Annotated in this window: 23 protein-coding genes; 9 read left to right on the forward strand and 14 right to left on the reverse strand. The window is 70.7% G+C overall.

Features of this window, described 5'->3' with window-relative positions; genetic code table 11:
• Positions 1 to 139 precede the first annotated feature (139 nt).
• The 3 genes from PV396_RS35360 to PV396_RS35370 all read left to right on the forward strand — a co-directional run bounded on the left by PV396_RS35360 (position 140) and on the right by PV396_RS35370 (position 4,419).
• The gene (locus PV396_RS35360; protein ID WP_319211746.1) at positions 140 to 988 is read left to right on the forward strand and encodes a 3-hydroxyacyl-CoA dehydrogenase family protein; all 849 of its coding nucleotides are present in this window, start codon (positions 140 to 142) and stop codon (positions 986 to 988) included.
• Positions 989 to 1,196: 208 nt separating this feature from the next.
• Positions 1,197 to 1,520 (forward strand): STAS domain-containing protein, encoded by a 324-nt coding sequence (locus PV396_RS35365; RefSeq protein WP_319211747.1) that lies wholly within the window; start codon positions 1,197 to 1,199, stop codon positions 1,518 to 1,520.
• A gap of 235 nt (positions 1,521 to 1,755) precedes the next feature.
• The gene (locus PV396_RS35370) at positions 1,756 to 4,419 is read left to right on the forward strand and encodes an ATP-binding protein (RefSeq protein WP_319211921.1); all 2,664 of its coding nucleotides are present in this window, start codon (positions 1,756 to 1,758) and stop codon (positions 4,417 to 4,419) included.
• A gap of 79 nt (positions 4,420 to 4,498) precedes the next feature.
• Here the strand turns inward: PV396_RS35370 and nucS are convergent, their stop codons facing one another.
• On the reverse strand, positions 4,499 to 5,170 hold the full coding sequence (nucS, locus tag PV396_RS35375) for an endonuclease NucS (RefSeq protein ID WP_319211749.1): 672 nt from the start codon (positions 5,168 to 5,170) through the stop codon (positions 4,499 to 4,501).
• A gap of 298 nt (positions 5,171 to 5,468) precedes the next feature.
• Between nucS and PV396_RS35380 the strand changes: the two genes are divergently transcribed.
• Positions 5,469 to 5,861 carry an SCO5389 family protein gene (locus tag PV396_RS35380; protein WP_006381684.1) on the forward strand — a complete coding sequence of 131 codons (393 nt, stop codon included), beginning with the start codon at positions 5,469 to 5,471 and terminating at the stop codon, positions 5,859 to 5,861.
• Positions 5,862 to 5,950: 89 nt separating this feature from the next.
• Here PV396_RS35380 and PV396_RS35385 read toward each other — a convergent pair whose 3' ends face one another.
• Positions 5,951 to 6,979: an LLM class flavin-dependent oxidoreductase gene (locus PV396_RS35385; RefSeq protein WP_319211751.1), complete on the reverse strand. Its 1,029-nt coding sequence runs from the start codon at positions 6,977 to 6,979 to the stop codon at positions 5,951 to 5,953.
• A 252-nt stretch (positions 6,980 to 7,231) separates the two neighbouring features.
• Between PV396_RS35385 and PV396_RS35390 the strand changes: the two genes are divergently transcribed.
• Positions 7,232 to 7,567, forward strand: a complete 336-nt coding sequence (locus PV396_RS35390) for an ATP/GTP-binding protein (protein WP_319211753.1) — start codon at positions 7,232 to 7,234, stop codon at positions 7,565 to 7,567.
• Between the two features lie 92 nt (positions 7,568 to 7,659).
• On the opposite strand, the gene PV396_RS35395 is transcribed toward PV396_RS35390, so the two are convergent.
• The 7 genes from PV396_RS35395 to mce all read right to left on the reverse strand — a co-directional run bounded on the left by PV396_RS35395 (position 7,660) and on the right by mce (position 17,594).
• A complete protein-coding gene (locus PV396_RS35395; RefSeq protein ID WP_319211754.1) occupies positions 7,660 to 8,523 on the reverse strand; it encodes an ABC transporter permease subunit in 864 nt (287 codons plus the stop codon).
• Positions 8,520 to 9,740, reverse strand: coding sequence for an ABC transporter ATP-binding protein (locus PV396_RS35400; RefSeq protein ID WP_319211756.1), 1,221 nt, complete (start codon positions 9,738 to 9,740; stop codon positions 8,520 to 8,522). Before PV396_RS35400 ends, PV396_RS35395 begins: the two co-directional genes overlap by 4 nt.
• A 182-nt stretch (positions 9,741 to 9,922) precedes the next feature.
• Positions 9,923 to 10,693, reverse strand: a complete 771-nt coding sequence (locus tag PV396_RS35405) for an ABC transporter permease (RefSeq protein WP_319211758.1) — start codon at positions 10,691 to 10,693, stop codon at positions 9,923 to 9,925.
• Positions 10,690 to 11,685: an ABC transporter ATP-binding protein gene (locus tag PV396_RS35410; RefSeq protein WP_319211759.1), complete on the reverse strand. Its 996-nt coding sequence runs from the start codon at positions 11,683 to 11,685 to the stop codon at positions 10,690 to 10,692. Before PV396_RS35410 ends, PV396_RS35405 begins: the two co-directional genes overlap by 4 nt.
• Positions 11,686 to 11,905: 220 nt before the next feature.
• Positions 11,906 to 12,844 (reverse strand): cellulose-binding protein, encoded by a 939-nt coding sequence (locus PV396_RS35415; protein ID WP_053745201.1) that lies wholly within the window; start codon positions 12,842 to 12,844, stop codon positions 11,906 to 11,908.
• 217 nt (positions 12,845 to 13,061) lie between these two features.
• Positions 13,062 to 16,910, reverse strand: coding sequence for a polarized growth protein Scy (gene scy, locus PV396_RS35420; RefSeq protein WP_319211762.1), 3,849 nt, complete (start codon positions 16,908 to 16,910; stop codon positions 13,062 to 13,064).
• A gap of 243 nt (positions 16,911 to 17,153) precedes the next feature.
• The gene (gene mce / locus PV396_RS35425; RefSeq protein WP_319211763.1) at positions 17,154 to 17,594 is read right to left on the reverse strand and encodes a methylmalonyl-CoA epimerase; all 441 of its coding nucleotides are present in this window, start codon (positions 17,592 to 17,594) and stop codon (positions 17,154 to 17,156) included.
• 149 nt (positions 17,595 to 17,743) lie between these two features.
• On the opposite strand from mce, the gene PV396_RS35430 reads away from it, so the two are divergent.
• A complete protein-coding gene (locus PV396_RS35430; protein WP_319211764.1) occupies positions 17,744 to 18,946 on the forward strand; it encodes an acetyl-CoA C-acetyltransferase in 1,203 nt (400 codons plus the stop codon).
• Positions 18,947 to 19,000: 54 nt separating this feature from the next.
• On the forward strand, positions 19,001 to 19,957 hold the full coding sequence (gene meaB, locus PV396_RS35435; protein WP_319211766.1) for a methylmalonyl Co-A mutase-associated GTPase MeaB: 957 nt from the start codon (positions 19,001 to 19,003) through the stop codon (positions 19,955 to 19,957).
• Positions 19,958 to 20,171: 214 nt separating this feature from the next.
• On the opposite strand, the gene PV396_RS35440 is transcribed toward meaB, so the two are convergent.
• Entirely contained in the window at positions 20,172 to 20,792 is a 621-nt protein-coding gene (locus PV396_RS35440) for a PepSY domain-containing protein (protein WP_319211767.1), read from the reverse strand.
• Between the two features lie 153 nt (positions 20,793 to 20,945).
• On the opposite strand from PV396_RS35440, the gene PV396_RS35445 reads away from it, so the two are divergent.
• Entirely contained in the window at positions 20,946 to 21,611 is a 666-nt protein-coding gene (locus PV396_RS35445) for a response regulator transcription factor (protein WP_319211768.1), read from the forward strand.
• Positions 21,608 to 23,038: a HAMP domain-containing sensor histidine kinase gene (locus tag PV396_RS35450; RefSeq protein WP_319211769.1), complete on the forward strand. Its 1,431-nt coding sequence runs from the start codon at positions 21,608 to 21,610 to the stop codon at positions 23,036 to 23,038. Before PV396_RS35445 ends, PV396_RS35450 begins: the two co-directional genes overlap by 4 nt.
• Positions 23,039 to 23,054: 16 nt before the next feature.
• Here the strand turns inward: PV396_RS35450 and PV396_RS35455 are convergent, their stop codons facing one another.
• From PV396_RS35455 to PV396_RS35470, 4 genes are all read right to left on the reverse strand, one after another.
• Entirely contained in the window at positions 23,055 to 23,531 is a 477-nt protein-coding gene (locus PV396_RS35455) for a MarR family winged helix-turn-helix transcriptional regulator (protein WP_319211771.1), read from the reverse strand.
• 92 nt (positions 23,532 to 23,623) lie between these two features.
• Entirely contained in the window at positions 23,624 to 24,421 is a 798-nt protein-coding gene (locus PV396_RS35460; RefSeq protein WP_319211772.1) for an AIM24 family protein, read from the reverse strand.
• Positions 24,418 to 25,068: an AIM24 family protein gene (locus tag PV396_RS35465; RefSeq protein WP_319211774.1), complete on the reverse strand. Its 651-nt coding sequence runs from the start codon at positions 25,066 to 25,068 to the stop codon at positions 24,418 to 24,420. The genes PV396_RS35460 and PV396_RS35465 overlap by 4 nt, the downstream gene beginning before the upstream one ends.
• Position 25,069: 1 nt before the next feature.
• Positions 25,070 to 25,702 carry an AIM24 family protein gene (locus tag PV396_RS35470; protein WP_319211923.1) on the reverse strand — a complete coding sequence of 211 codons (633 nt, stop codon included), beginning with the start codon at positions 25,700 to 25,702 and terminating at the stop codon, positions 25,070 to 25,072.
• Positions 25,703 to 25,900 lie beyond the last annotated feature (198 nt).

Consider the following 25,900-nt stretch of genomic DNA (forward strand, 5'->3'; position numbering starts at 1 on the left):
CACGCCGGTGTGATGTCCGCCAGATGAGACGTGACGCGCGTTACTTACCGGTCACACAGCACCCTCACGACCGCTAGGGTCCGCCGAAGAGGCCCACTACGCGAGGCACACGTAAACAGCGCGTCAGGGGAGTCGCACAGTGGCACGGAAGCTTGCCGTCATCGGAGCCGGCCTGATGGGTTCCGGCATCGCCCAGGTGTCCGCACAGGCGGGCTGGGACGTCGTACTGCGCGATGTCACCGACGAAGCGCTCACTCGTGGCACCGACGGCATCAAGTCCTCGTACGACAGGTTCGTGGGCAAGGGCAAACTGGCCGCGGCCGACGCCGAGGCCGCCCTCGCCCGTATCACCGCGACGACCGACCTCGACGCGGTCGGGGACGCGGACGTCGTCGTCGAGGCCGTCTTCGAGAAGCTGGAGGTCAAGCACGAGATCTTCCGCGCTCTCGACAAGATCGCGCGCGAGGACGCCGTGCTCGCCTCCAACACCTCCGCCATCCCGATCACCAAGATCGCCGCGGTGACCGACCGCCCGGACCGGGTCGTCGGTGTGCACTTCTTCTCGCCGGTGCCGATGATGCAGCTCTGCGAGCTGGTCCGCGGCTACAAGACGAGCGACGAAACCCTCGCCGCCGCACGGGAGTTCGCCGAGTCCGTCGGCAAGACCTGCATCGTCGTCAACCGGGATGTCGCCGGCTTCGTGACGACCCGGCTGATCTCGGCGCTCGTCGTCGAGGCGGCCAAGCTGTACGAGTCCGGTGTCGCCACCGCGGAGGACATCGACCTCGCCTGCAAGCTCGGCTTCGGGCACGCCATGGGCCCGCTGGCCACCGCCGACCTCACCGGGGTCGACATCCTGCTGCACGCGACCAGCAACATCTACACCGAGTCCCAGGACGAGAAGTTCGCTCCTCCGGAGCTGATGCGCCGGATGGTTGACGCCGGTGACATCGGCCGTAAGAGCGGGCAGGGCTTCTACAAGCACTGAGACAAACATTCGGACAAGAACTGATACGCGCAGAGCAGTACCGCTCGTAGTCAACAGGCACGGAAACCGCACGAACCCCTGGGGTATCACCCCGTGGGGTGAATTGAGTATCGGTTCGCTCACAGACGGCAACCTGACCGCCTCTCAGGCAGTCAGAGGATGCATCACCTACCGACGCGGAGCACGACACGCACTCACGGGAGCGCATATGTACATCAGGGGCGACCACGCCGAGCTGGTCGTCGGGGGCCGCCTCGACGTCCGCAGCGCGGCGGACGCCCGTACGGTCCTGCACACGGCCGTCGACACAGGCGTCGGCGATCTCGTGCTGGATCTGTCCGAGCTGGAGTCATGGGACGCCACCGGCCTCGGGGTGATCATGGGGGCCCACCGGCGGTGCGGGCGATGCGGCAGACGGCTTGTGCTGCGGGACGTACCGCCGCAGATGCAACGCCTGCTGGTGGCCACCAAATTGCACCGTATTCTGGCGATCGAGGGCGGTATCGGGGTGGAATCACTGCCCAGAGTGTGAACCTGAGTCCGAAAACGCGCTTCACGCACAATCCTCACGAGACTGTGACGTCTCGGACGGCGCGGTACCCCGGCCTGTCATAGATACTGTGCGAAGGTTTAGGGTTCGGTCGCCCGCTGCCATGACATCCCACAAGCGGGCCCGGACCAGAAGCGACAGCGCAGTGTGCAGCAAGGCCGGGAGGGGCCTGGGTCCCGTCGACCCGCACACGACGCTTTTGGGGGGCTTGAACCTTATGGACCCGAACAACCAGGGCTCCGAGGAGTACGGCCATGACGCCGACGGCAACACGCCGCGTCAGCGCCCGCCTCGGGACGCCCTCACGTCCGACTTCGGCCAGCACACGCCCGCGCTCGCCCGCACGGCGCAGCTCGTCTCGGGCGACTACCTGCTCACCGTCAACCCGGTCGACGGCAGCGAGATAGAGGTCTGCCCGCCCGCCGAACGGCCCGGCCGGCCCGTCAAGCTCACGGCGGCCGAGCGCGCCGAGATCACCCGCGCCGCCAGGCCACCCGTACCGCCCGGCCCCGCGCGGCCCGAACTGCCGCTCGTCGAGCGCGACGGCGAGCGCGAACGGCTGGTGCGGCTGCTGGCGCGCGGCCGTTCCGTACGCCTCACCGGCCCGGCCGGATCCGGCCGCACCACGCTCCTCGACGCCGTCGCCGCGGACTGCGCGGACCTCGCGCCCGACGGCGTGGTCCGCCTCACCGGCTTCCACCGCACGCAGACCGACCTCCTCTACGACCTCTTCTACGCCGTCCACAGCGCACCTCTGTACCGACCGGAACCGGACGAACTGCGGGCGCTCGTCCGCGAGGTCGGCGCTGTCGTCGTCCTGGACGACGTGGAGTTCGGCGGCGCCGCGCTCGACGAACTCCTCGACGCGACGCCCGAGTGCGCCTTCCTGATCAGCGCCACCCCCGACGTACCGGCCCCGTCCGCCGACTCGCTGCTCGAGGAACTCTTCCTCGACGGCCTCGACCGGGCCGGCGGCCTGGAGCTCCTCGAGCGCGCGGTCGGCCGCGTCCTGACCGAGGACGAGGCCAACTGGGCCGGCGACCTCTGGTTCGAGTCCGAGGGCCTGCCCCTGCGGTTCGTGCAGGCCGGCGCCCTGCTCAGGCAGCGCGACAAACTGCGCGCCCGCGCCGACGCCTTCGACGACTTCGGCGTCTTCGAGGACATCCCGGCCGACGCCCCGCTCGACGCGCCCATCGAGGCCGGCATCGAGGACGACGTACCGCTGCCCTCGCTCGCCGAAGGTGCCGCGCCCGCGCCACTGCTCGCGTCCCGGCTCAGCGCGTCCGCCCGGGACACCCTGCGGTTCGCCGTCGCGCTCGGCGGTGAGGTGCCCCACCAGGCCCATCTGCCCGCACTGGTCGGCGACACCCACGCGGACGCCGCCCTCGGCGAGCTGCTCGGCTGCGCGCTGGTCTCCCCGGTCGGCTCCCACTACCGGCTCGCGGCCGGGGTGCAGACCCAGCTGGAGGCCGCCGGGTACGGCGACGGCGCCTTCGACCGGGCGTCCACCGCCGCCCAGCACTACGCCTGGTGGGCCGGACACCCGTCCGTGACCCCCGAGCGGGTCTGCGCCGAGGCCGACGCCCTGCTCGCCGCCCTCGCCGTCCTGGTCCCCGAAACCACCGCGCCGGCGGAGGACGAGGAGAGCACGGCCGTACGGCTGGCCCGCACGGCGGCGCCCGCCTTCGCGTCCGGCCTGTACTGGAGCGCCTGGGAACAGGTCCTGCTCTACGGTGCCGAGGCCGCCCAGCTGTCCGGAGAGGTCTCGGAACAGGCCTATTTCCACCATGAGTTGGGCATCCTCGCCCTCTGCGGCGAACAGCTCGACCTGGCCCGTACGGAACTGGAGGCCGCCCTCGGTCTGCGCGGTGCCGTCGCCGACAAGCGCGGCACGGTCGCGGGCCGGCGCGCCCTCACCCTGGTCGCCGACCGGGCGGGCGACACCCCCGGTCTCGGCTCCGGCCCGGTCTCCACGGCGGGCGAGGAGGTGCCGGACGCACGGTACGAGGAGTCCGCGTCACCGGCCGGCGGTGTCCCGGCGGTCTTCGGCGCGGCGGGCTACTCGCCGCTGCAGGCGTCGTCCGCCGGTTCCGCTTCGGCTTCCGGTTCCGGGGCCGGTGACTTCGCGCCGACCGTGATCACGTCCCGGACCGGGGGCGGCGGGGCGCACAAGGTCTCGGGCATCCAGCGGCTCGTGGGCGGCGCCCGGCGCAACCTCGTGGCGGTGGGCGCGGGCGCCCTGCTCGCGGCCGTACTCGGCACGGTGGTGACCCTGGGGGCGACCTCGAACCCGGGGGACGTGCCGTCCGACCAGGTCGGCGTCAACCCGTCCGCCAGTCCGGGCAACGACGACGACAGCCTGGGCGCCGACAAGGCCGACAACGGCGGCGGCACCGGCGGCAGCGACAGCAACGGCGACACGGGCACGGCCACGAGCCGCCCGACCGACCCGGGCCCCGACGGCACCATGGGCACCTCGGACGACCCGACTCCGCCTCCGGCGGCCGGTGGCGAGAAGCCTTCGGACGAGCCCACGGGGACGCGGACGCCGGGTGGCGGCAGCAGTACGGGGACGGGCGGGAGCAGCGGCAGTACGTCGCCGAAGCCCACTCCGACTCCGTCGGGTGGGTCCCCCTCGGAGACTGCCGGCGGTTCCCCCACACCCACCCCATCCGGGGGCTCGGCGACGCCGACGCCGACGCCGACACCGACGCCAACTGGGCCGACCGACGAGCCGCCTCCGACGCCGACCACTCCGGACACCACCGTCACGGCCAGCGGCCCGGCCTCCAGCCCGGCCCAGACCGAGACGGCCAGTGAGCCGGCGAGCGAGCCCGCGAGTGCCCCGGTCGACACCGACGCGCCGACGCCGGTGATCTGACAGCACGACGAAGGGGGCGGGCCCGTGACAACGGACCCGCCCTTTCTCGTACGACCGAACTACTCGCCCCGAACCGGCGTCAGAACAGCCGGAGTTTGTCGTCCTCGATGCCGCGCAGCGCGTTGTAGTCGAGGACCGCGCAGCCGATGCCCCGGTCCGTGGCGAGGACGCGGGCCTGGGGCTTGATCTCCTGGGCGGCGAAGATGCCGCGCACCGGAGCGAGGTGCGGGTCGCGGTTCAACAGTTCCAGATAGCGCGTGAGTTGTTCCACGCCGTCGATCTCGCCGCGCCGCTTGATCTCCACCGCGACCGTCGCGCCGTCGGCGTCCCGGCACAGGATGTCGACCGGGCCGATGGCCGTCATGTACTCGCGGCGGATGAGGGTGTAGCCGTCGCCGAGGGTCTCGATGCGGTCGGCGAGGAGTTCCTGGAGGTGCGCTTCCACGCCGTCCTTGATCAGGCCCGGATCGACGCCCAGTTCGTGCGAGGAGTCGTGAAGAATCTCCTCCATCGTGATGATGAGCTTCTCGCCCGCCTTGTTGATGACGGTCCAGATCCCCTCGTCGTCACCGGCCCCCTCTTTCAACGTGCAGGGCGGAGACATCCAGTTGAGAGGCTTGTAGGCGCGGTCGTCCGCGTGGATCGAGACGCTGCCGTCAGCCTTGACCAGGATGAGACGGGGGGCCGACGGGAGATGAGCGGTGAGCCGGCCCGCGTAGTCCACGGAACAGCGCGCAATGACGAGACGCATGGTCGGCAACGCTACTCGACGCGCGGTGGTCCACGCGATTCGCCCACCTCACAGTGGTGACACGTCCTTGGTGGGCCGAAGGAACATGCCAGTGGCAACTGTTCGTTGTTGGCTGATTGTGTGCCTACGAGCACGGTTCTGACCGGTCCTGTATCCGCGTTTTCCTGGTGCCGTCACGGTCCGTTGCTTACGGTAGTAACCGGGAGGTCGCGATGCGTGTACGGAGCGTGCTCGGTGTCGTGGGCTCCCTTTCCCTGTCAGGCAACCCCTGTCACCCGGGGGTGCGAGAGGAGAACTCATGTCGCTCGACGTCTCACCGGCCCTACTCGAACAGGCCGAGCGAGGCGAGGTCGACGAAGCTGAATTCGTCGACTGCGTCCGGACCTCCCTGCCCTACGCATGGGAGATGATCAGCTCTCTGGTGGCCCAGCTGAAGGTGGACGGCGGAGACTTCGCCGACAACCAGACGCCGCCGCCGGACGAGCAGGCACGTGGCCAGTTGCTGCGTGCGCTGGCGAGTGACGCGATACGCGGCGCGCTGCAGCGGCACTTCGGTGTGCGGCTGGCCTTCCAGAACTGCCACCGGGTGGCGGTGTTCCCGCTGGACTCCTCTGTGGACGTCAAGCTGGCCCGCTTCACCTCGGTACGCAGTCAGTTGCTGAACCAGTCACCGGAATTCAGGGACTGCTGACGCGAGGGGCAACGGCTTGCCGCTCCGTACGCGGGAGGTGTTTCTGTACGGGGCGGCAAGCTCCCGGCGGCAGGCGGGTGTTCAGTGGTTCAGCGCAGCTGCGTGAGCACCTCGGTGCCCAGCCGCCGTACGTTCTCCTCCGTGGCCGCCAGGTCGCCGGAGCCCTCGACGAGCAGGGCGAAGCGCGAGATGCCCGTCCGTTCCGAGGTCGCCGCGAGACGGTCGGCGCACAGCCGGGGCGTGCCCACCGGGTGCAGTCCGCAGAGGAGTTCGGTGTAGGCCACCGGGTCCCGCATCGACCGCTGACGGCCGTCCACCGTGACATGCGCCTCCAGTCCCTGTCGCAGCCAGCCCGGCATCGCCTTCGTCAGCGTCTCCACCGCGTCCGTACGCCGGTCCGCGATCTGGCAGACGCCGGCCGACACATGTGCGGCGCCCCGGATCTCGTCCCCGGAGCGGCCCGCCGCGCGCGCGAACTGCCGCCACAGGGCGACCATCTCGGCCTTCTCCTCGTCCCCGACGTGCATCCCGAGGAGCATCGGCAGCCCGCGCTCGGCGGCCAGCCGTACGCTCGAGGGGGAGGTGCACGCGACGACGACCTCCGGTCCCGAGGTGTCCGTCAGCGACTCCGACGGGCTGGGTACGACGGGCACTTCACGGAACCGGAACCGCTCGCCGTCTGCCGACACGGACGGTTCGCGCAGCCAGCGCAGCAGCAGATCGAGTGATTCCGGGAACGCCTTCTCGTACGCATCGAGGCCCGTCCCGAACACCTCCAGGTCGACCCACGGCCCGCCGCGCCCCACGCCCAGCGTGAACCGCCCGCCGGACGTCAGATGCAGCAGCGCGGCCTGTTCGCCGAGCGCCACGGGGTGGGTGGTGGGCAGCACGCTCACCGACGTACCGACCCGGATGCGCCGGGTGCGGCCCAGCAGCAGCGCGGCCAGGGTCGTCGCGGACGGACAGGCGCCGTACGGGACGAAGTGGTGCTCCGCCAGCCAGACCGTGTCGAGCCCCGCCTCGTCGGCGACCTCGGCGGACCTGACCGCTCGGTGCAGCGCCTCCCCCTGGCCCTGGCCCGGGAACTGGGCCGCCAGCACAAAACTTCCTACGCGCATCGCTCTTTCCTGCTTCCTAGGCCCCGACAAGGAGCTCCCCGCACGGCATAACCGCTCGACACGTGCCGAAGTCACGGCTTGGCGGAGAGATTGGCGGATTGTCTGCAGAATCAATCGGGCAGCCGGGCGGGGAGCCTCGTTTGAGAGAAGTGGTGGGGGTGCGTGCGGAGATGGTGATTTACCTCTACCCCGGATGGCGCCGCGTAGGCTGGAGTGGCCCCATGCCCCCTGAACCGCTCCGTGAGGTGTTCTGTGTCCCCGCGTCGTAACCGCCCCCAAGACCCCGGCGGCTCGTCCGGCCGGAGCGCCGACGGGGACGACTCCGGCCGTTACGGCGGCTTCCAGTCCTCCGAGAGCTGGCAGGGCGAGAACTGGAACGTCCGGCATGTCGCGGGGGCCAGCGCCCAGGGCAAGACGTACCGCTGCCCGGGCTGCGACCAGCTGATCCCCTCCGGCGTCCCGCACGTCGTCGCGTGGGCCGAGCACGCGGGTGTGGACGACCGTCGGCACTGGCACAAGGCCTGCTGGAACGCGAAGGACCGCCGCACCACGCGGGTGCAGCGGTCCCGTAACTCCCCGAAATTCTGACCGGGTCCGACAGGGTCCGACCGGGTCCGGCCGGGTCCGGCCGGGTGGGTGAACTCGCCCCGCAGCCGCGGGAGTTCACGCCTCCGGGTGAATCACACGTCCCGGCGGTCGAGCAGGACGAAGGCGCCGGCGATCGCAGCGGCGGTCAACCCGGCGAGCAGACCGAGCTGTGCGCCGCCGCCGCTGCCGTCGGCCTCGTCGATCCCGAAGATCTTGGCGAGGGAATTGGGGGCGTTGTACTCCAGCATCTTCTCGCCGATCGTCTGCATGCTCTCGGACAGCAGCAGGAACGCGGGCAGGATCGCCGGTACCAGGACGAGCCCCAGCATCGCGGTGATCGCGCCCGCCGAGTGACGCAGCATCGAGCCCACCGCGAGGGCGAGCACACCGAGCAGTGAGACGTACAGCGCGCCCATGACGACCGTGCCGCCCCACGCCTTGCCCTCGATGCCGGTGTGCATCGACTCGGTCACCAGACCGACGAAACCGATCGCGAACGCGGAAACGACGAACGCGACCGCGAAGAAGATGATCAGTTTGGCGGCGAGCACCCGGTGGCGCTGCGGCGAGGCGGTGAACGTCGTACGGATCATGCCCGTGCCGTACTCCGACGAGATGACCAGCACGCCCAGCGTGATCAGACAGATCTGCCCGAGGACCAGCCCGAAGAACGCGGGGATGGTGTAGGGCACGTCCCCGAAGTCCTCGCCGGTCGTCTGCGCCGCGACCAGCAGGCCGATGCCGATGACGAGGACCAGGAAGACCCCGAGCGTCCAGATCGTGGAGCGCACCGACTTGATCTTCGTCCACTCGGAGGCGAGGGCATGACCGAGGTGCGTGCGCGTGATGGGAATGGGCGAGGTGTAGGGGGCGTACGAAGTGCCGGGCGCCGCCTGCCGATTGGGCGCGGGCTGCGGCACCGGCTGCTGAGTCGGGGACTGGTAGGGCGTGCTCATCGGGCGTCCTCGGGCTTGGTCAGGGCGGGGGCTGCGGCGGCGGAGGGCGCCTGCTGAGGTGCGGCGGCGGGCTGCGCGTACGGGTTCGGGTGGCCGTCGGCGGGAGCGCCGGGGCCGCCAGGCGCGCCGTACGGGCCGGCGGGCTGTCCGGGCTGCCCGGGTGTCGCGAACGGCGACGGGCCGCCCTGCTGGGGCGGCGGAGGGGCGTACCAGCCCGGCTGGCCCTGCCCCGGCACCGGCATCTGCACCGGCGGCTGCGCGCCCGGCGGCAGCGGCTGCTGGAGACCGGCCTTCTGGTCGACGGTCGAGCGGTAGTCGACGGCGCCCTGCGTCATCCGCATGTACGCCTCCTCCAGCGACGCCTGGTGCGGCGACAGCTCCCACAGGCGTACGTCGGACGCGTGTGCGAGATCGCTGATCCGGGGCAGCTCCAGCCCGGTGACCCGCAGCGCGCCGTCCGGTTCGGGCAGCACCTGGCCGCCCGCCTCGGTCAGCGCGGCGGTCAGCTTCTCGCGCTGCTGCGGCTCGGTCTCCGGTGTGCGCACCCGCGCGAAGTCGGCCGAGTTGGTGGAGATGAAGTCCTTCACGCTCATGTCGGACAGCAGTTGTCCGCGCCCGATCACGATCAGGTGGTCGGCGGTCAGCGCCATCTCGCTCATCAGGTGGGAGGAGACGAACACCGTCCGCCCCTCCGCCGCGAGCGCCTTCATCAGGTTGCGCACCCAGAGGATGCCCTCGGGGTCGAGGCCGTTGACCGGCTCGTCGAAGAGCAGCACCTGGGGGTCGCCGAGCAGCGCGGCGGCGATGCCGAGCCGCTGGCCCATACCGAGCGAGAACCCCTTGGAGCGCTTGCGCGCCACGTCCTGGAGTCCGACGACGCCGAGCACCTCGTCCACCCGCCGCGCCGGGATGCCCGACAGCTGGGCCAGGCACAGCAGATGGCTGCGGGCTGACCGGCCGCCGTGTACGGCCTTGGCGTCGAGCAGTGCGCCCACCTGGCGGGGGGCGTTGGGCAGCTTGCGGTAGGGGAAGCCGCCGATCGTCACCCGGCCCGAGGTGGGCTGGTCCAGGCCGAGGATCATCCTCATCGTCGTCGACTTGCCCGACCCGTTGGGGCCCAGGAAGCCGGTGACGGCCCCCGGCCGCACCTGGAAGGAAAGGTCGTACACGGCCGTCTTGTCGCCATAGCGCTTCGTCAGGCCGACTGCCTCGATCATGCTCCGCACCCACCGAAAAATTCAGACAGCAGGGCACACGCCCCCGTAAGGGTTAGGAGCTTATCCGGACGCTGACGGTTCCCCCCAAAGAGCGGTAAAAATGTCGGGGCCATGACCGGGGCGTGGGGAGGCGTGGGTGGGGTGGGTGCGGCGGGTGCGGTGGGGGACACGACGGGCTGGGCTCAGGCGTCCCGCTTCTTGAGCAGCACATACCCGCCGAGCAGGGCCACCGCGACCCACGCCACCATGATCGCGAGCCCGCCCCAGGGGCCGTACGGGGTGTCGTTGTCGACCGGGGTGACCACCTGCATGATCTTGCTGCCGGCCTGGTCGGGCAGATAACGGGCGACCTTCTTCGTCGCCGAGACGGCGCCCAGAATGTTCGAGATCAGGAAGAAGAACGGCATCAGGATGCCGAGCGACAGCATCGGACTGCGCAGCATCGCGGCCACACCCATGGAGAACAGCGCGATGAGCGTCATGTAGAGCGCCCCGCCGATCACCGCGCGCAGGACGCCCGGATCGCCGATGGACGTCGAGTGACCGCCCAGCATCGCCTGCCCGAGGAAGAACGCGGTGAAGCTGGTGACCACCCCGACCGCGAAGGCCAGCCCGGCGGCCACCGCGAGCTTGCCGGCGAGGAACGTGCCGCGCTGCGGTACGGCGGCCAGCGAGGTGCGGATCATGCCGGTGCTGTACTCGTTCGACACGACGAGCACCCCGAACACGATCATCGCGAGCTGACCGAGACTCATCCCCGCGAAGCTCGTGTACGTCGGGTCGAAGGAGAGCCGGTCCTTCTCGCTCAGGTCGCCCCACTGGTTCTTGAACAGCAGCGAGATCAGCGCGCCTAGCGCGATCGTCACCACGGCCGCGAGACCGAGCGTCCACACGGTGGACGCCACCGACCGGATCTTGGTCCACTCGGACCGGATGACCTGGGCGGCCGTCATGACCAGCCCTCCTTCCAGCCGTCGCCCCACACCGCCGCAGGAGGCCCCGGCGGGGCAGTGGCCGGGAACCCGGAGGGGATCGCGGTGTCGCTGTGCGCGTGGTACTCGACCGACTCGGCGGTCAACTGCATGAACGCCTCCTCCAAGGAGGCCTGCTGGGGGCTCAGCTCGTGCAGGACCAGGTTGTGCTGCGCGGCCAGTTCACCGATCAGCTCGGCCTTCCCGCCGTCCACTTCGAGCGTCTCGCCACCGGCCTCCACGACGGTGATCCCGGCGGCGTGCAGGACGTCGAGCAGCCGTTCGCGCTGAGGGGAGCGGATACGGACGTACGAACGCGAGTTCCGCTCGATGAAGTCCGCCATGGACATGTCGGCGAGCAGCCGCCCCTGCCCGATGACGACGAGGTGGTCGGCGGTCAGCGCCATCTCGCTCATGAGGTGCGAGGAGACGAAGACCGTCCGGCCCTGGCCGGCCAGCGATTTCATCAGGTTGCGGATCCAGTGGATGCCCTCGGGGTCGAGGCCGTTGACCGGCTCGTCGAACATCAGGATCCGCGGATCCCCGAGCAGCGCGCCCGCGATACCGAGCCGCTGTCCCATACCGAGCGAGAACCCCTTCGCCTTCTTCCGGGCGACCGCGGTGAGCCCGACGGTGTCGAGGACCTCGTGCACGCGCGCGCGATGGATGCCGTTGCTCTGGGCGAGACAGAGGAGGTGGTTGAAGGCGCTGCGGCCGCCGTGCATGGCCTTGGCGTCGAGCAGGGCGCCGATGTACTTGAGGGGGTCCTTGAGCCGGTCGTAGTGCTGACCGTCGATCCGGACGTCACCGGCGGTGGGGCGGTCGAGGCCGAGCATCATGCGCATCGTGGTGGACTTGCCGGCGCCGTTCGGGCCGAGGAAGCCGGTGACGATGCCGGGTCTGACGGTGAAGGTCAGGTGGTTGACCGCCATTTTGTCGCCGTAGCGCTTGGTCAGCCCCTCTAGCTCGATCATGCGGCCACGCTAGTTCGGGGGGTGGGGGGCTGCCAGTTGGCTTCGCCGGGCGGGAGGCCAAGTGTGCGGCAACTTTTGGTGAACGCGGGTTCGTTCTTTTGGGGTGTGGCCGTTGTGGGTCGGCCGCCCGCCGGTGGGGGCTGGTCGCGCAGTGCCCCGCGCCCCCAAAGGCGGATGCCCGCACCCCTTTTCTGAGAGGTGCGGGCATCCGTGGTGCTGTTTAGCGGGACTGCTGGGCCGGGACTCCGCGGGTGATCGGCTCGTCGTCCGTGACGGGGGCGCCGGCGGCGGCGACCGCGGCTCCTGTCAGGGTGGCGAGCATCTCGCGGACGTTCGTCAGCTGGGCGTTGATCGAGTCGCGGCGGTTGGTGAGAGCCGCCAGCTCGCGCTCCGATTCCGAACGGATCCGGTCGGCCTTGGCGTTCGCGTCGGCCACGATGTCCTCGGCCTGGCGCTGGGCCGTCTCGACGGTCTGACGGGCGCGGCGCTCGGCGTCCGTGCGCAGCTTCTCGGCCTCCAGGCGGAGCTGCTCCGCGCGGTGCTCGATCTCCGCGAGGCGCTTCTCGGCCTTGGCCTGACGGGACGCGAGGTCGCGCTCCGACTGCTCGCGGCGCTTGGCGAGGTTCGTCTCGAAGTCCGCGGCGGCCTGGGCGGCCTTGGCGCGGGTCTCCTCGAAGAGGGCGTCCGCCTCCTCACGCTTGGACTGCGCGTCCTTCTGCGCCTCCTGGCGCAGCTGGGAGGCGTCGCTCTTGGCCTTCTCGACGATCCGGACGCCCTCGTCCTCCGCCTTGGACTTGCGGTCCGCCGCGAACGATTCTGCGTCGTTGCGCACCTGCTGGGCCGCCGACTCGGCGAGCTCACGGTGCTGCTCGGCCGCGCGACGGGCCTCCTCGCGCAGGTCCTTCGCCTCCTCCTCGGCAAGACGGAGGATCTTCTCGACGCGCGCGCCGAGACCCGCGTACGACGGCTCTGCGTCGCTGACCTGGGCCTGGGCGTTCTGCGTCTCGAGGTGGAGTTCCTCGATGCGCTTTTCCAGAGCAGTGATACGAGCCAGAGCGCTGTCACGGTCGGAGACGAGCTTCGAGATGCGTTCGTCCACCTGAGCGCGGTCGTACCCACGCCGCACAAGCTCGAAGCCGTAGGGGGAAGTGTCGCTCATGGGGTTCCTGTCGAATGAGACCGGTGAGGTGATAGGGGAATCCTAGGGTGCCAAGCGGCGTGTCATCGAGCAGTCACCCGATTGATATGGAGAATGAGACCCCTTTTGAGTGGCTAACCGGCGGGCCGCTTGCCAAAAAGTTGGTCAAAGACCCCAGAAAGCCCCACAGGGTGCACACAGCGCGCCCTGCGCGTCAGCCCTCAACGCACCCTTCGCACTAGCTCTCTGACGACTTGCCACCCGAACGAGGTACGCCGACGGCGGCGCCCGCCTTGACGCCGCCGTCCTTGCCGGCCGACGGGGCCTCAAAGGACTCCAACGCTTCCAGGACGTCCTGGACACGGGAGATCTCCGCCTGGATGTCCTCACGACGCCGGACGAGGATCTCCAGCTCCCGCTTGCCCTCCTCGACCGTGGCCTTCGCCTCGCGGATCGCCTCGGCCCGCAGTTCCTCGGCCTCCCTGATCAGCGAGGTCTTCTTCTGCTCGGCCTCCTTCAGGAGTCCCTCGGCCTTCTTGACGGCGGCGATGCGGACCTTGCCCGCCTCGGAGTTGGCCTCCGAGACCAGGTCCTTGGCCTTGGCCTCCGCCTTGGCGAGCTGTTCCTCGGCGGCCGTGATCAGTGCGTCGCAGCGGTCACCGGTCGACCTCATGGTCTCGGCGGCCTCACGGCGGGCCCGCTCGTGCAGGCTTTCGATCTCGGCAGTGATGCGGTCGCGCAGCTCCTCCGCGCGTTCCCTGATGGCGGTGGCGTCCCGGCGCGCGCCGACGAGCAGTTCGTCCGCGTCCGTACGGGCCTTCTCCACCGTCGCGTTGCCCCGGGCCGTCGCCTGCGCCAGCAGCCGGTCGGCCTCGGTGCGGGCCGCGCCCACCATCGAGTCGGCCTGCGCCTCCGCCTCCGCGGTCGTCTTCTGCGCGGCCTGCTGCGACTCCGACAGCAGCTTGTCGGCCTCGGCCGCCGTCTCCGTGATGAGCGTGTCGACCTGCTCGGCCGCCTCGGAGCGCCGCTTGTTGGCCTCCTTGCGGGCCTCGTCCAGCGTGGTGTCGGCCTCGTCGCGCGCGGTCGACATGAGCCGGTCGGCCTCCGCCGCCGCCTCGGCCTTGACCCGCTCCGCCTCGACGCGGACCCGCTCCGCGTGCTGCTGCGCCGAACCGACCGTCTCGGCGGCCTCGGCCCGCAGCCGCTCCGCCTCCCCGGTCGCCTCGGAGATCAGCTGGTCCGCCTTGGCCGTGGACTCGGCCCGGACCCGCTCGGCCTCGGCGTTGGTCTCCTCGGTGAGCCGCTCCGCCTCCGCCGTCACCTCGGTGATCAGCGTGTCGGCCTGCGCCGCCGCGTCCGAACGGATCCGGTTCGCGTCCTCACGCGCCTCCGCACGGCTGCGCGCCGCGTCCTGCTCGGCGTTCGCGATGGTGTCCGACGCCTCGGTACGCACCCGCTGGGCGTGCGCGGAGGCGTCCTGGCGCAGCCGCTCCGCCTCGGCGATCGCTTCGCCCACCGTGCGCTCGGCGAGCGCCTTGGCGTGCTCCGACGCCTCCGCCGCCTCGCGCCGTACGCGGCTCGCGTCCTCCGAGGCCCGCTCCCGCTCCGAGTAGGCGTCCGCGCGGACCCGGTCCGACTCCTCCTGCGCCTCGCGCCGCATCCGGTCGGCGACGTGCTCGGCGGCGGAGCGCAGCCCCTGGATCTCCTCCTGGGCCTGCTCGTGCAGCCCGGACACCGACTCCCGCACCTGCTGGGCGTGCTGCTCGGCCGCCGACACCATCTCGTTGGCGCGCCGGTCCGCCTCCTCGACCAGCCGTACGGCCTCGGCCTGGGCGTCCTCCACGCGCCTGCGCGCCGACGCCAGCAGCTCCTCGCTCTGCTCGCGGGCCCGCTCGCGCTCCTGGTCGGCCTCCTGGCGGGCGGAACCGAGGGTCTCCTCGGCCTCGCGCCGGCGCCGGGCGGCCTCCTCCTGAGCGGCGGCCAGCGTCTCCGACGCCTCCGCGGCCAGCCGCTCTGCGGCGGCCTGCGCCTCCGCCCGTACCCGGTCGGCGGTGTCCTGGGCCTCCGTCTTCAGCCGCTCGGCCTCCGCCGCCGCCTCGGACCGCAGGCGTACGGCGATGGCCTCACCCTCGGCCCGGGACGCGGACGCGTCCGCGGCCGCCTCGTCGCGCAGCCGCTGGATCTCCGCGTCGGCCTGCGCCTGCAGGCTCCGGATGCGCTCGGCGGCCTCGGAACGCAGCCGCTCCGACTCCTCGGAACCCTCGCGGCGGATCCGGTCGGCCTCCGCGCGGGCGTCGGTGAGCGCCTGCTCGGCGGCCGTGAGCCGGTCCTCGGCCTCGGACTGCAGCCGGGTCAGCTCGGCGGCGGCCTCCTCGCGGCGCGCCTCTATGGCCCGCTCGGTCTCCTCACGCAGCTCACGCGCGCCCTGCTCGGCGTCCGCCGTGATGCCCTCGGCCTGCTCGACGGCCTCCGCGCGGGCCCGCTCGGCCTCCTTGCGGGTGCGCTCCAGGGTCTCCTCGGCCTGCCGGCGCAGCGCCGTCGCCCGCTCGATGGCCTCCGTACGGACCTTCTCGCTGTCCGTCTGGGCGGTCTGGCGCAGCTCGTCCGCGTCCGCCTTCGCCTTGGCCAGCAGCTCCTCGGCGGTCCTGGCCGCCTCCTCGATCTGCTGGACGGCCTCACGGCGCGCCTCCGCGCGGATGCGCTCGCCCTCGGCAACCGCGTCGGCGCGCAGCTGCTCGGCCTCGCCGCGCAGCCGCCGGGCCTCCTCCTGGAGCTCGACCGTCTTGGCGCGGTACTCCTTGGTGTCGTCCTTCGCCGTGCCCTTGAGCTGCTCGGCGATGTCGTGCGCCTCGGCACGCAGCCGGTCCGCCTCCGCCTCGGCCTCGGCGCGGATGCGCTCGGCCTCCTCGGTGGCCGCCTTGGTGGTCGACTTGGCGTCCTCGGACGCCTTGTTCAGGACCTCCTCGGCGGTGCGGGCCGCCTTGGAGAGCTGGGAGGCGGTCTCCTCGGCGGTGAGACTGCGGGCGGTCTCCTCGGCCTCCGCGACGATCTTCTCGGCCTTGGCCTTGGCGTCGGCGACGACCTCCTCGGCCGCCGCCTTGGTGGCCTCCGCCTCCTGGCTGGCCTCGGTGACCAGCCGGGCGACCTGCTCCTTCGCCGTACGGGTGCGCTGCTCGTTGGCCGACTCGGCGCTCGAGGTCGCCTTGGCGGCGGTCTCCTTCGCCTCGGCGACGACCTTCTCCGCCTCGGCGCGCGCCTCACGCAGGGCGGCCTCGGCCTCCTGGATCCGCTGCTCGGCGGCGCGGCTCAGCTCGGTGGCCTGACGGCGGGCGCTGTCCGACTCGGTCGCCGTGGAGCTGCGCAGCTGCTCGGCGTGGTCCGCGGCCTCGCGGGCCTCTGACGTCGCGCTGTTCAGGAGGCGCTCGGCCTCGGCGCGGGCCCGGCGCAGCAGTTGGTCGGCCTCCGCGCGGGCGGACTCGCCCTCGCTCTGCAGCCGCTGCCTGGCCTCGTTCGCGACCCGCTCGGCCTCGGCGCGCGCGGCGGCCAGCGCCTGCTCGGCCTCGGCCCGCGACTCGTCGACGAGCCGCCGTGCCTGGGACTCACTGCGGGCCCGCAGCTGCTCGGCCCACGCCACGTTCTCGTTGACGTGCGACTCGACGGTCTGCCGGCGCTCGGCCAGCTCCTGGTCGAGCTGCTGGCGCCTGGTCACCGCCTCCTGGTGCAGTTCGGCCTGCAACCGGGCCGCCTGCTCGGCGTGCTCCTGCAGGATGCGCTGCGTCTGGGCGCGCGCCTGCGACATCTCCCGCTCGGCGTCCTGGCGGAGCTGGTCCGCCTGGATCTGCGCGTTGCGCAGCAACTGCTCGGCCTGATAGCCGAGGTCACCGCCGTCATAGGCGGGCCGGGACATGAGGGTGCGGCGCGCCTCGTGAAGCTTGGCGCGCAGCACCTCGACCTGGTAGCCGAGGTCCTCGGCGTGCTGAATCGCCTTTTCCCGCTCGGTCTTCAGCCGCTCCATCTCGGCCTCGAACCGAGAGAGGTGGTCGACGTCAGCCGCCGGCTCTCGCTCCTGGCGTTCGTAGCCCCGCACTGCGCGGTCCCATCCGTCCCTGGTCGCAACCTTCTCCGAACGAGCCACGTCCGTCCGCTGAACGGGGCCCCCGGGGAATGGTGTCAGATCAACGCCGAGGCACGGTCTCCCGCCCTCACCCTCGGCCCCCGAAACCTGTACCCCGGCCCTCGGATCCCGCACCTCGACACACCGGGACCCGGGCCGCTCCCCGACAACACGGCAGCGGCCGTCCCCAACCCTACCGGCCCATATGTACGAGGGTCAGTGCTCAGGTGACTCAACAGCCGCCGAAGTGACCAGTTCTGTCAGTACTCCGTGGCAATCCTTCGGGTGCAGGAAGGTGATCCGCGACCCCATGGAGCCGATCCGTGGCTCCTCGTACAGAACGCGTACGCCCTTCTCGCGGATGTCCGCGGCGTCACCGTCCACATCCGCCGTACCGAAAGCGATGTGGTGCACCCCTTCCCCGTTCTTGGCCAGCCACTTCCCCACGGCTGAGTCCTCGCGGGTGGGCTCCAGGAGCTGGAGGTAGGAGGCGCCGCCGTCGTCCGTGTTGTTGATCTTCAACATGGCCTCGCGTACGCCCTGCTCCTCGTTGACCTCGGAGTGGAACACCTCGAAGCCGTACGTGGCCCGGTAGAACTCGACAGTCGTGTCGAGGTCGAAACAGGCGATCCCGATGTGGTCGATTCGCGTCAGCATGGTGTTAGTGCAGCGCTCCGGAGGTGGTTACGCAACGTGCGCGCGATCACACCGACAGCCGGATGACGGAGGGACTACCGCTCAGTACATTCAAGTAAACCCTCGTTCACACACTCCTCAGCTCTTCAGCTGAAAGGGGATCCCACCTCATGTCAGGAACGAACAGCACCACCTCGGTGATCGTCGCGGGCGCCCGTACGCCCATGGGACGACTGCTGGGCTCACTGAAGACCTTCTCCGGAGCCGACCTCGGCGGCTTCGCGATCAAGGCCGCCCTCGACCGTGCGGGTATCGGTGGCGACCAGGTGCAGTACGTGATCATGGGCCAGGTCCTCCAGGCCGGCGCGGGCCAGATCCCGGCCCGCCAGGCCGCGGTCAAGGCCGGCATCCCGATGAGCGTCCCGGCGCTGACCATCAACAAGGTGTGTCTGTCGGGCCTGGACGCCATCGCCCTTGCCGACCAGCTGATCCGCGCCGGCGAGTTCGACGTGATCGTGGCCGGTGGCCAGGAATCGATGACGAACGCCCCCCACCTGCTCCCCAAGTCCCGTGAGGGCTACAAGTACGGCGCGATCGAGATGCTCGACGCGATGGCGCACGACGGCCTGACCGACGCCTTCGAGAACATCGCCATGGGCCTGTCGACGGAGAACCACAACACCCGGCTGGGCATCCTCCGCCCCGAGCAGGACGAGCTCGGCGCCCTCTCCCACCAGCGGGCGGCGGCTGCCCAGAAGAACGGCGTCTTCGAGGCGGAGATCACCCCGGTCGAGATTCCGCAGCGCAAGGGCGACCCGATCGTTTTCAGCCAGGACGAGGGCATCCGGGCCGAGACGACCACGGAGACCCTGAGCAAGCTGCGCCCGGCGTTCACCAAGGACGGCACGATCACCGCGGGCTCGTCGTCCCCCATCTCGGACGGCGCGGCGGCCGTGGTGGTCATGAGCAAGGCCAAGGCCGAGGAGCTCGGCCTGGAGTGGATCGCGGAGATCGGCGCCCACGGCAACGTGGCCGGCCCGGACAACTCGCTCCAGTCCCAGCCCTCCAACGCCATCCAGCACGCCCTCAAGAAGGAGGGCCTGGGCGTCGAGGATCTTGACCTGATCGAGATCAACGAGGCCTTCGCGGCGGTCCTGGTCCAGTCGATGAAGGACCTCGGCGTGTCAACGGAAAGGGTGAACGTCAACGGCGGCGCGATCGCTCTCGGTCACCCGATCGGGATGTCCGGCGCACGGGTCGTACTGCACCTGGCCCTGGAACTGAAGCGGCGCGGCGGCGGCGTCGGCGCGGCGGCCCTGTGCGGGGGCGGCGGCCAGGGTGACGCGCTGATCGTGCGGGTACCCAAGTCGTAAGGGGAATCCCATACGGCTGGCATCCCATACGGCTGTGATCGGAACGGAGTTGTGATGCAGGACGTCCCCGAGCTGGTGGCCCAGGCCAGGGAAGGCCGGCCTCGGGCCGTGGCCCGGCTGATCTCCCTGGTGGAGGGGGCGTCCGAACAACTCCGCGAGGTCATGGCCGCGCTGGCACCCCTGGCGGGCAACGCGTACGTGGTCGGCCTGACGGGATCACCGGGTGTCGGCAAGTCGACGTCGACCTCGGCGCTGGTCACCGCGTACCGGCGGCAGGGCAGGCGGGTCGGCGTCCTCGCCGTCGACCCCTCGTCGCCGTTCTCCGGCGGCGCGCTGCTCGGCGACCGGGTGCGGATGTCGGACCATGTGTCGGACCCCGGCGTCTACATCCGCTCGATGGCGACCCGGGGTCACCTCGGCGGTCTGGCCTGGGCGGCCCCCCAGGCGATCCGCGTCCTGGACGCGGCGGGCTGCGACGTGATCCTGGTCGAGACGGTCGGCGTGGGCCAGTCCGAGGTGGAGATCGCCGCGCAGGCGGACACCAGCGTGGTGCTCCTCGCGCCCGGCATGGGCGACGGCATCCAGGCGGCCAAGGCGGGAATCCTGGAGATCGGCGATGTGTACGTCGTCAACAAGGCGGACCGGGACGGCGCGGACTCCACGGCCCGCGAACTGAACCACATGCTGGGCCTGGGCGAGTCCCGGTCCCCCGGCGACTGGCGCCCCCCGATCGTGAAGACGGTCGCCTCCCGGGCGGAGGGCGTCGACGAGCTGGTGGAGGCCCTGGAGAAACACCGCGCGTGGATGGAGGAGCGTGGCGTCCTCACCGAACGCCGGCGGGCCCGCGCCTCCCACGAGGTCGAGACGATCGCCGTAACGACCCTGCGCGAACGCATCGGCGACCTGCACGGTGACCGACGCGTCAGCGCGTTGGCGGACCGAATCGTGAGGGGTGAACTGGATCCCTACAGCGCGGCGGACGAACTGATCGCGGGCCTGAAGGAGCAGTGAGGGGTTTTCCCACCCACCGGCGTTTGAAGGGCACCGTCGCCGTAGCCCAGGCCTCGTTTCCCGCCCGCCCACCCGTTTACGGCACGTGATCAGCGCGGCCCGGGTGTATCTCAGCCCGTCCGGCGTGTGAGGACGAGGCCCGTTCAGGGCCGTAGTGGGGGCCTGGGGGCGGTAGCCCCCAGGGATGGGACGGGTAGGGGCGGCGGGGGCGTTCTCAGTCGTCGTCGGAGTTGGCCCGCGTGACCTTGCCCGTGTCCAGCGCCACCTTCCACTCGCTCACCTTGCCGTCCTTCACCGTCTCCGCACCCCACGCCACCGCCCCGGCATCCTCCTCGGCCCCGACCTCCACAACCGTCCCCTTCGCGGCAGCAGCCCGCACCGCCTCCCGGGCGTCGACCTTCGCCCCCTTCAGCGCCGCCGACTCCGCCCGGTCATCGGCGTCCTCGTCCGCCTCGGTGTCCCGCTGAGCGCCCAGCACCTTCCCGCTGCCGGAGACCTTCACCTCGTACTCGGCGCCGTCACCCCGCACCACGTCCACGCCCCACACACCGGCCTCGGCGCCGTCGTCGTCCAGTTCGGCGGAGACGGCGGTGCCCGGCGTGTGCCGCAGCGCGGCCGCGATGGCCTCGCCGGCGCTGACACTGTCGCCGCCGCGAACCACCGTACGGTCGTCCGAGTCGTCGCCGGTGTCGTCGTCCCGGTCGGAGACCACCTGCACGGTCGTGCCCGTCCGAGGCCGCGCCTGCGACTCGTCGTCGCCCGCCGCGAAGGCCACGACGGTGCCTCCGGCCAGCGCGGCGGCGGTGAGGGTGGCGATGACGATGTTCCGCTTCATGGTGTGTTCCTGCCTCTTCGCTCAGAATCTTGGCGATCCGGATCTTGGCGATCCGCTCGCCTCGATGACGAGAACCAAGCTGCCCGAGGCCGCCTGAAGCTGACCTGAAGTCACCTGAAGGCGCCTTCAGGTTCGGTTTGCGAGGCTGTACCCATGCGCCTGTTGATCGTCGAGGATGAGAAGCGACTGGCCCTGTCGCTCGCCAAGGGCCTGACCGCCGAGGGATACGCCGTGGACGTCGTCCACGACGGCCGCGAGGGCCTGCACCGGGCCACCGAGACGCTGTACGACCTGGTGATCCTCGACATCATGCTGCCCGGCCTCAACGGCTACCGCGTCTGCGCGGCCCTGCGCGCCGCCGGACACGACGTACCGATCCTCATGCTCACCGCGAAGGACGGCGAGTACGACGAGGCGGAGGGCCTCGACACGGGCGCCGACGACTATCTGACCAAGCCGTTCTCCTACGTCGTCCTGGTCGCCCGCGTGAAGGCGCTGCTGCGTCGGCGCGGGTCGGCGGGGTCCTCGCCCGTCCACGTGGTCGGCGAGCTGAGGGTCGACACCGCCGCCCACCGCGTCCACCTCGGGGAGCACGAAGTCGTCCTCACGGCAAAGGAGTTCGCCGTCCTGGAACAGCTCGTCGTGCGGGCCGGCGAGGTGGTGTCCAAGGCGCAGATCCTGGAGCACGTCTGGGACTTCGCGTACGACGGCGACCCGAACATCGTCGAGGTGTACGTCAGCACGCTGCGCCGCAAGCTCGGTGCCCCGCTGATCCGGACCGTGCGCGGCGCCGGGTACCGGCTGGAGGCGTCGCGGTGAGACGCGCCCTCGGCTCGGTGCGGGCCCGCGCGACCCTCGGTGCCACCCTCGTCGTGGCCATCGCGCTGGTCGCCGCCGGGACCGCCGTCCTGCTCTCCCTGTGGTCCAACCTGAGCGGCCAGGCCGGTACGCAGGCGGAGCGGACCGCGCGGACCGTCGCCGCCGACCTGGCGGCCGGCACGGCCTACGACAAGCTGTCGCTCGATCACGACGACCGGCCCGTCCAGGTCGTCGACGAGTCAGGGCGCTTGGTGGCGGCCAGTGAGGACCTGGAGCGGATCAGCGGTACGGGTGTCACGGCGGTGCGCCCGCAGGCGACGACGGGCGGAGACCCGGACGACAGCGCGGCCGGGGAGGACGGCGACCACTCCCTCTCGCCCGGCGAGATCGACGACGACGTCTCCTTCACCGACGGATCCGCGACCGTCGAGGGCGACGAGGCCGACTACCGGTTCGCGGCCGTACGGGTCGAGGTCGACGGCAAGGGCACGCTCACCGTCCACGCGGGCGCGCCGCTCTCCGCCGAACAGAGCGCCGTCAGCACCGCGTTGACCGTCATGCTGATCGGTTTCCCGCTGCTGCTCGGCGTCGTCGCGGGCGTCACCTGGCTGGTCACCCGGCGGGCGCTGCGCCCCGTCGAGGGCATCCGGGCCGAGATGGCCGCGATCACCGCGTCCCAGGACCTCGCCCGGCGCGTTCCGGTGCCGGACACGCACGACGAGGTCGCCCGCCTCGCCCGGACCACCAACGAGACCCTGGCCGCCCTGGAGACCTCCGTGGAACGCCAGCGCCGGTTCGTCGCCGACGCCTCCCACGAGCTGCGCAGCCCCATCGCGTCCCTGCGCACCCAGCTCGAAGTCGGCGCCGCGCACCCGGAGTTGCTGGATGTCGACGGCGCCGTGGAGGACACCGTACGACTGCAGCGCCTCGCCGCCGACCTGCTGTTGCTCGCCCGGCTGGACGCGGGGGAGCGGCCCGGTGACGCGCGCTTCGACCTCGCGGAACTGGTCCGGGAACAGGCGGAAGGGCGGGTGGGGGTGACCGTGGTGACGGGGGCGGGGGCGGAGGTGGAGGTCGCCGGGTCCCGGACGCAGTTGGGGCGGCTGGTCGCCAATCTGCTGGACAACGCGCAACGGCACGCCCGGTCGGAGGTCACCGTGACCGTGCGGCAGGAGGGCGGGCGGCAGGGCGGCGGGCGCGCCCTGGTCGAGGTCGCCGACGACGGTGACGGGGTGCCCGTGGCGGACCGGGAGCGGGTCTTCGAGCGGTTCGTACGGCTCGACGCCGCCCGCAGCCGCGACGACGGCGGCGCCGGGCTCGGCCTCGCCATCGCCCGGGACGTCGCCGTACGGCACGGCGGAACGCTCACCGCGGGTGAGGCGGCGGCAGGCGGAGCCCTGTTCGAACTTCGCCTGCCGGTCACCTGATCCGTGGGGGAGGGCCCTACGGCCTGCCCCGGTGGCCGCGAAGGTGCTCCGCGACCGGCTTGAGCGACGCGCTGAGCTCGGCCAGGGCCTCCGGGGACAGCAGGCCGATGAAGTGCCGCCGCACGGACGCCACATGATGGGGCGCGACCTTGTTCATCGTGTCCATGCCCTGCTGGGTGAGCACCGCGTACAGACCCCGCCGGTCGGACTCGCAGTTCTCGCGGCGGACCAGGTTCGCGTTCTCCATACGGGTGATCTGGTGCGAGAGCCGGCTCTTGGACTGCAGGGTGGCGGACGCGAGGTCGCTCATCCGCATGCGTACGTCCTCCGACTCGGACAGGTTCACGAGGATCTCGTAGTCGTTCATCGTCAGGCCGAACGGTTGCAGGTCTTTTTCGAGCTGGTAGGTCAACAGCCTGTTGACCTCCAGGTGGGTGCGCCAAGCGCACTGCTCCGCGTCGGTCAGCCAGCTTGTGGCCGTCTCGGTCTCCATGAATGAAGTCTACCTAAAAGGTTGAAAGGCGAACTAGTGAGGGTGGTGTGACGGCGTGCACATGTTCGACGTCACACTCCGCAGACTACCGCTCACAGCCCGAAGCGACGCTGGAGGTCGCCGAGCTGTCCGGGAAGGCGTGGTGTGCCCGGCTGCTGCGGATGGCCCGCCGGGGTCCCGCCGCCACCCGGCACCCCGGGCTCGTGCGGAACCACGCCCGTGGCCTGCTCGGCCATGAGCGTCTCGGAGGACTGGAGCAGTACCGTGCCGGCCCCGACGAACTCGAACTGGTGCTCCTCGCCGGAGGCCCCGCCGAGGCCCGTCATCGCACGTAGACCGCCCATCAGGCCCGTCATGTACTGGTGGTCGTAGTGATGGCAGGGCGAGGGGCAGTCGGCCCAGCCGACCAGGGCCTGCGGGTCCACCCTGATCGGGGGTTCCATGAACACCACCGGCCCGTTCGACGCGGCCACGAACTTGCCCGTTCCGATGAGGGTCAGAAAGCCGGGCACGATCGACTGCTTGAGCGCGAGACTTGGCTGAAAAGCGAGGAGATTGCCCGAGCGAATGGTCAGGTTGCCCTCCTCCAGATCGTACGAATTCACGTCGAAGGCCCGGTCGGCGAGCAGCATCTTGCCCGACCCCTCGGCCACGACCCAGTCACTCGCGTGCAGAGGCGAATGGAAGGACGTACGGACGAGACGGTCCAGGCGGCCGTGTCCGATGCCGTTGAAGTCGATCGAGCCGTAGTAGGCGATCATCTTCCCCTTCTGCAGGAACCACTGGCTCCCCTTGAGCTCCACGCAGAAGGTGTAGTTGTTGACGTTGTCGTCGGACGGCAGCGTCATCGGATCGTGGACGACGGGCCCCGCGCCCGGGTAGGTGGTCACAGTTTCTCCTCGGACGCCTGGACGTACACCGCACCGCTGCCGCTCAGCTCGAGTTGGAAGGCCTCGCCCGAGCCGCGGCCCACCATGTCGCGCCAGCCCAGCGCCGTGGACAGCTTGTTGCGGACGTCGCCGTGGTGCGCGACGTACGCCTGCGGGTCGACGTGGACCGGGCGCTGAGGCGTGATCGGCACCTCGATCACCCCGCCGTGGGCCATGACGGCGACCGCGCCGTGCCCCTTGAGGGTGGTCGTGAAGAGCCCCTGGCCCGTCACCTGCCCCCGGACCATGCCCATGACGCCGCCCTGCGAGCCCATGAACATCGTGCCCTGCTGGAGGGTGCCGTCGAAGGCGAGGAGGCGGTCCGCCTCGACGCACAGCGTGTCCCCGGCGAGGTTGATGACCTGGATGTGGTGGCCGCCGTGCCCGAACAGGACCGTGCCGCTGCCCTCGACCGTCATCAGCGGGGTGGCCTCATTGGCGACCCGGCGGCCGATCATCGACATGATCCCGCCCTGGCCGCCCTGCATGTTGGGCGTGAAGGACACCTCGCCCTTGTAGGCGAGCATCGCCCCGCGCTGACTGAACAGGCGCTGACCGGGCATGACGGTCGCCTCGATCATCTTGGAGTTGATCTCACGGAAGGGCATGTCACACGTCCCCGGCGATCGTGTTGCGCTCACTGGGCTGGACGTACACCAGGCCGTCGCCCTCGAAGCGGATCTGGAAGGCCTCGCCGCCGCCCTCGCCCATGAACGTGCGGAACGACACGCCGGACTGGAAGGACTGCCGCAGGTTGCCCTGGTGCGCGATGTACGCCCCCGGGTCGACCGTCAGCGGGAACTGGGGGCTCACCCGGAGCACCACCGCCGGGCCGTCCGACATGATCGCCGCCTGGCCGTGCCCCTCGACGGTCGTCGTGAACAGCCCGTTGCCCTGCGAGGCGCCGCGCATCCCGGTGAACGACGTGCCCGTGCGCAAGCCCCCGTCGGTGGCCAGCAGGTTGCTCGACTCCACGTACAACTTGTCCCCCTGGAGGCCGACAAGGTTGATCTCGGAGGCGCGGTCGGCGAACCAGCAGGTCCCGTGCCCCTTCACCTCCATCAGTGTCATCTGCTCACCGGTGATCCGCCGGGTGACCATCCCCCGGATGCCCTCACCGCCCCCGCTGAGCTTCTTGAAGTCCATCTGGCCGTCGTACGCCACCATCGAGCCGTTCTTCGCCTTCACGGCGTCCCCGGTCATGTCGATGGCCAGCACCTTGCTGCCTTGAAGTCGAAACATCGCCACGGGGCGAAGGTAGCCCGCCGGGGACCTCCGGCAACAGATCCCGAAGGTGGAGATCGCCCCCCAATCTCCCCCTAGGGGCCCCTGGCCCGGCCTCGGGACCCGGGCCCTGGGGCCGGACCCCCGCCCCGGTCGCCCCAGCCACGAATGCCACAATGGGTGAACGTTTGTGCATCCATTCACAAAGCAAGCCTC

The sequence above is a fragment of the Streptomyces sp. ME02-8801-2C genome (genome assembly GCF_033793965.1).
Classification (GTDB): domain Bacteria; phylum Actinomycetota; class Actinomycetes; order Streptomycetales; family Streptomycetaceae; genus Streptomyces.

Excerpts from the sequence above, each read along its gene's own strand:
- PV396_RS35365 (WP_319211747.1), top strand. The coding sequence starts at position 1,197 with ATGTACATCAGGGGCGACCACGCCGAGCTGGTCGTCGGGGGCCGCCTC.
- PV396_RS35370 (WP_319211921.1), top strand. The coding sequence starts at position 1,756 with ATGGACCCGAACAACCAGGGCTCCGAGGAGTACGGCCATGACGCCGAC.
- nucS (WP_319211749.1), bottom strand. The coding sequence starts at position 5,170 with ATGCGTCTCGTCATTGCGCGCTGTTCCGTGGACTACGCGGGCCGGCTC.
- PV396_RS35380 (WP_006381684.1), top strand. The coding sequence starts at position 5,469 with ATGTCGCTCGACGTCTCACCGGCCCTACTCGAACAGGCCGAGCGAGGC.
- PV396_RS35385 (WP_319211751.1), bottom strand. The coding sequence starts at position 6,979 with ATGCGCGTAGGAAGTTTTGTGCTGGCGGCCCAGTTCCCGGGCCAGGGC.
- PV396_RS35395 (WP_319211754.1), bottom strand. The coding sequence starts at position 8,523 with ATGAGCACGCCCTACCAGTCCCCGACTCAGCAGCCGGTGCCGCAGCCC.
- PV396_RS35400 (WP_319211756.1), bottom strand. The coding sequence starts at position 9,740 with ATGATCGAGGCAGTCGGCCTGACGAAGCGCTATGGCGACAAGACGGCC.
- PV396_RS35405 (WP_319211758.1), bottom strand. The coding sequence starts at position 10,693 with ATGACGGCCGCCCAGGTCATCCGGTCCGAGTGGACCAAGATCCGGTCG.
- PV396_RS35410 (WP_319211759.1), bottom strand. The coding sequence starts at position 11,685 with ATGATCGAGCTAGAGGGGCTGACCAAGCGCTACGGCGACAAAATGGCG.
- PV396_RS35415 (WP_053745201.1), bottom strand. The coding sequence starts at position 12,844 with ATGAGCGACACTTCCCCCTACGGCTTCGAGCTTGTGCGGCGTGGGTAC.
- mce (WP_319211763.1), bottom strand. The coding sequence starts at position 17,594 with ATGCTGACGCGAATCGACCACATCGGGATCGCCTGTTTCGACCTCGAC.
- PV396_RS35430 (WP_319211764.1), top strand. The coding sequence starts at position 17,744 with ATGTCAGGAACGAACAGCACCACCTCGGTGATCGTCGCGGGCGCCCGT.
- meaB (WP_319211766.1), top strand. The coding sequence starts at position 19,001 with ATGCAGGACGTCCCCGAGCTGGTGGCCCAGGCCAGGGAAGGCCGGCCT.
- PV396_RS35440 (WP_319211767.1), bottom strand. The coding sequence starts at position 20,792 with ATGAAGCGGAACATCGTCATCGCCACCCTCACCGCCGCCGCGCTGGCC.
- PV396_RS35445 (WP_319211768.1), top strand. The coding sequence starts at position 20,946 with ATGCGCCTGTTGATCGTCGAGGATGAGAAGCGACTGGCCCTGTCGCTC.
- PV396_RS35455 (WP_319211771.1), bottom strand. The coding sequence starts at position 23,531 with ATGGAGACCGAGACGGCCACAAGCTGGCTGACCGACGCGGAGCAGTGC.
- PV396_RS35465 (WP_319211774.1), bottom strand. The coding sequence starts at position 25,068 with ATGCCCTTCCGTGAGATCAACTCCAAGATGATCGAGGCGACCGTCATG.
- PV396_RS35470 (WP_319211923.1), bottom strand. The coding sequence starts at position 25,702 with ATGTTTCGACTTCAAGGCAGCAAGGTGCTGGCCATCGACATGACCGGG.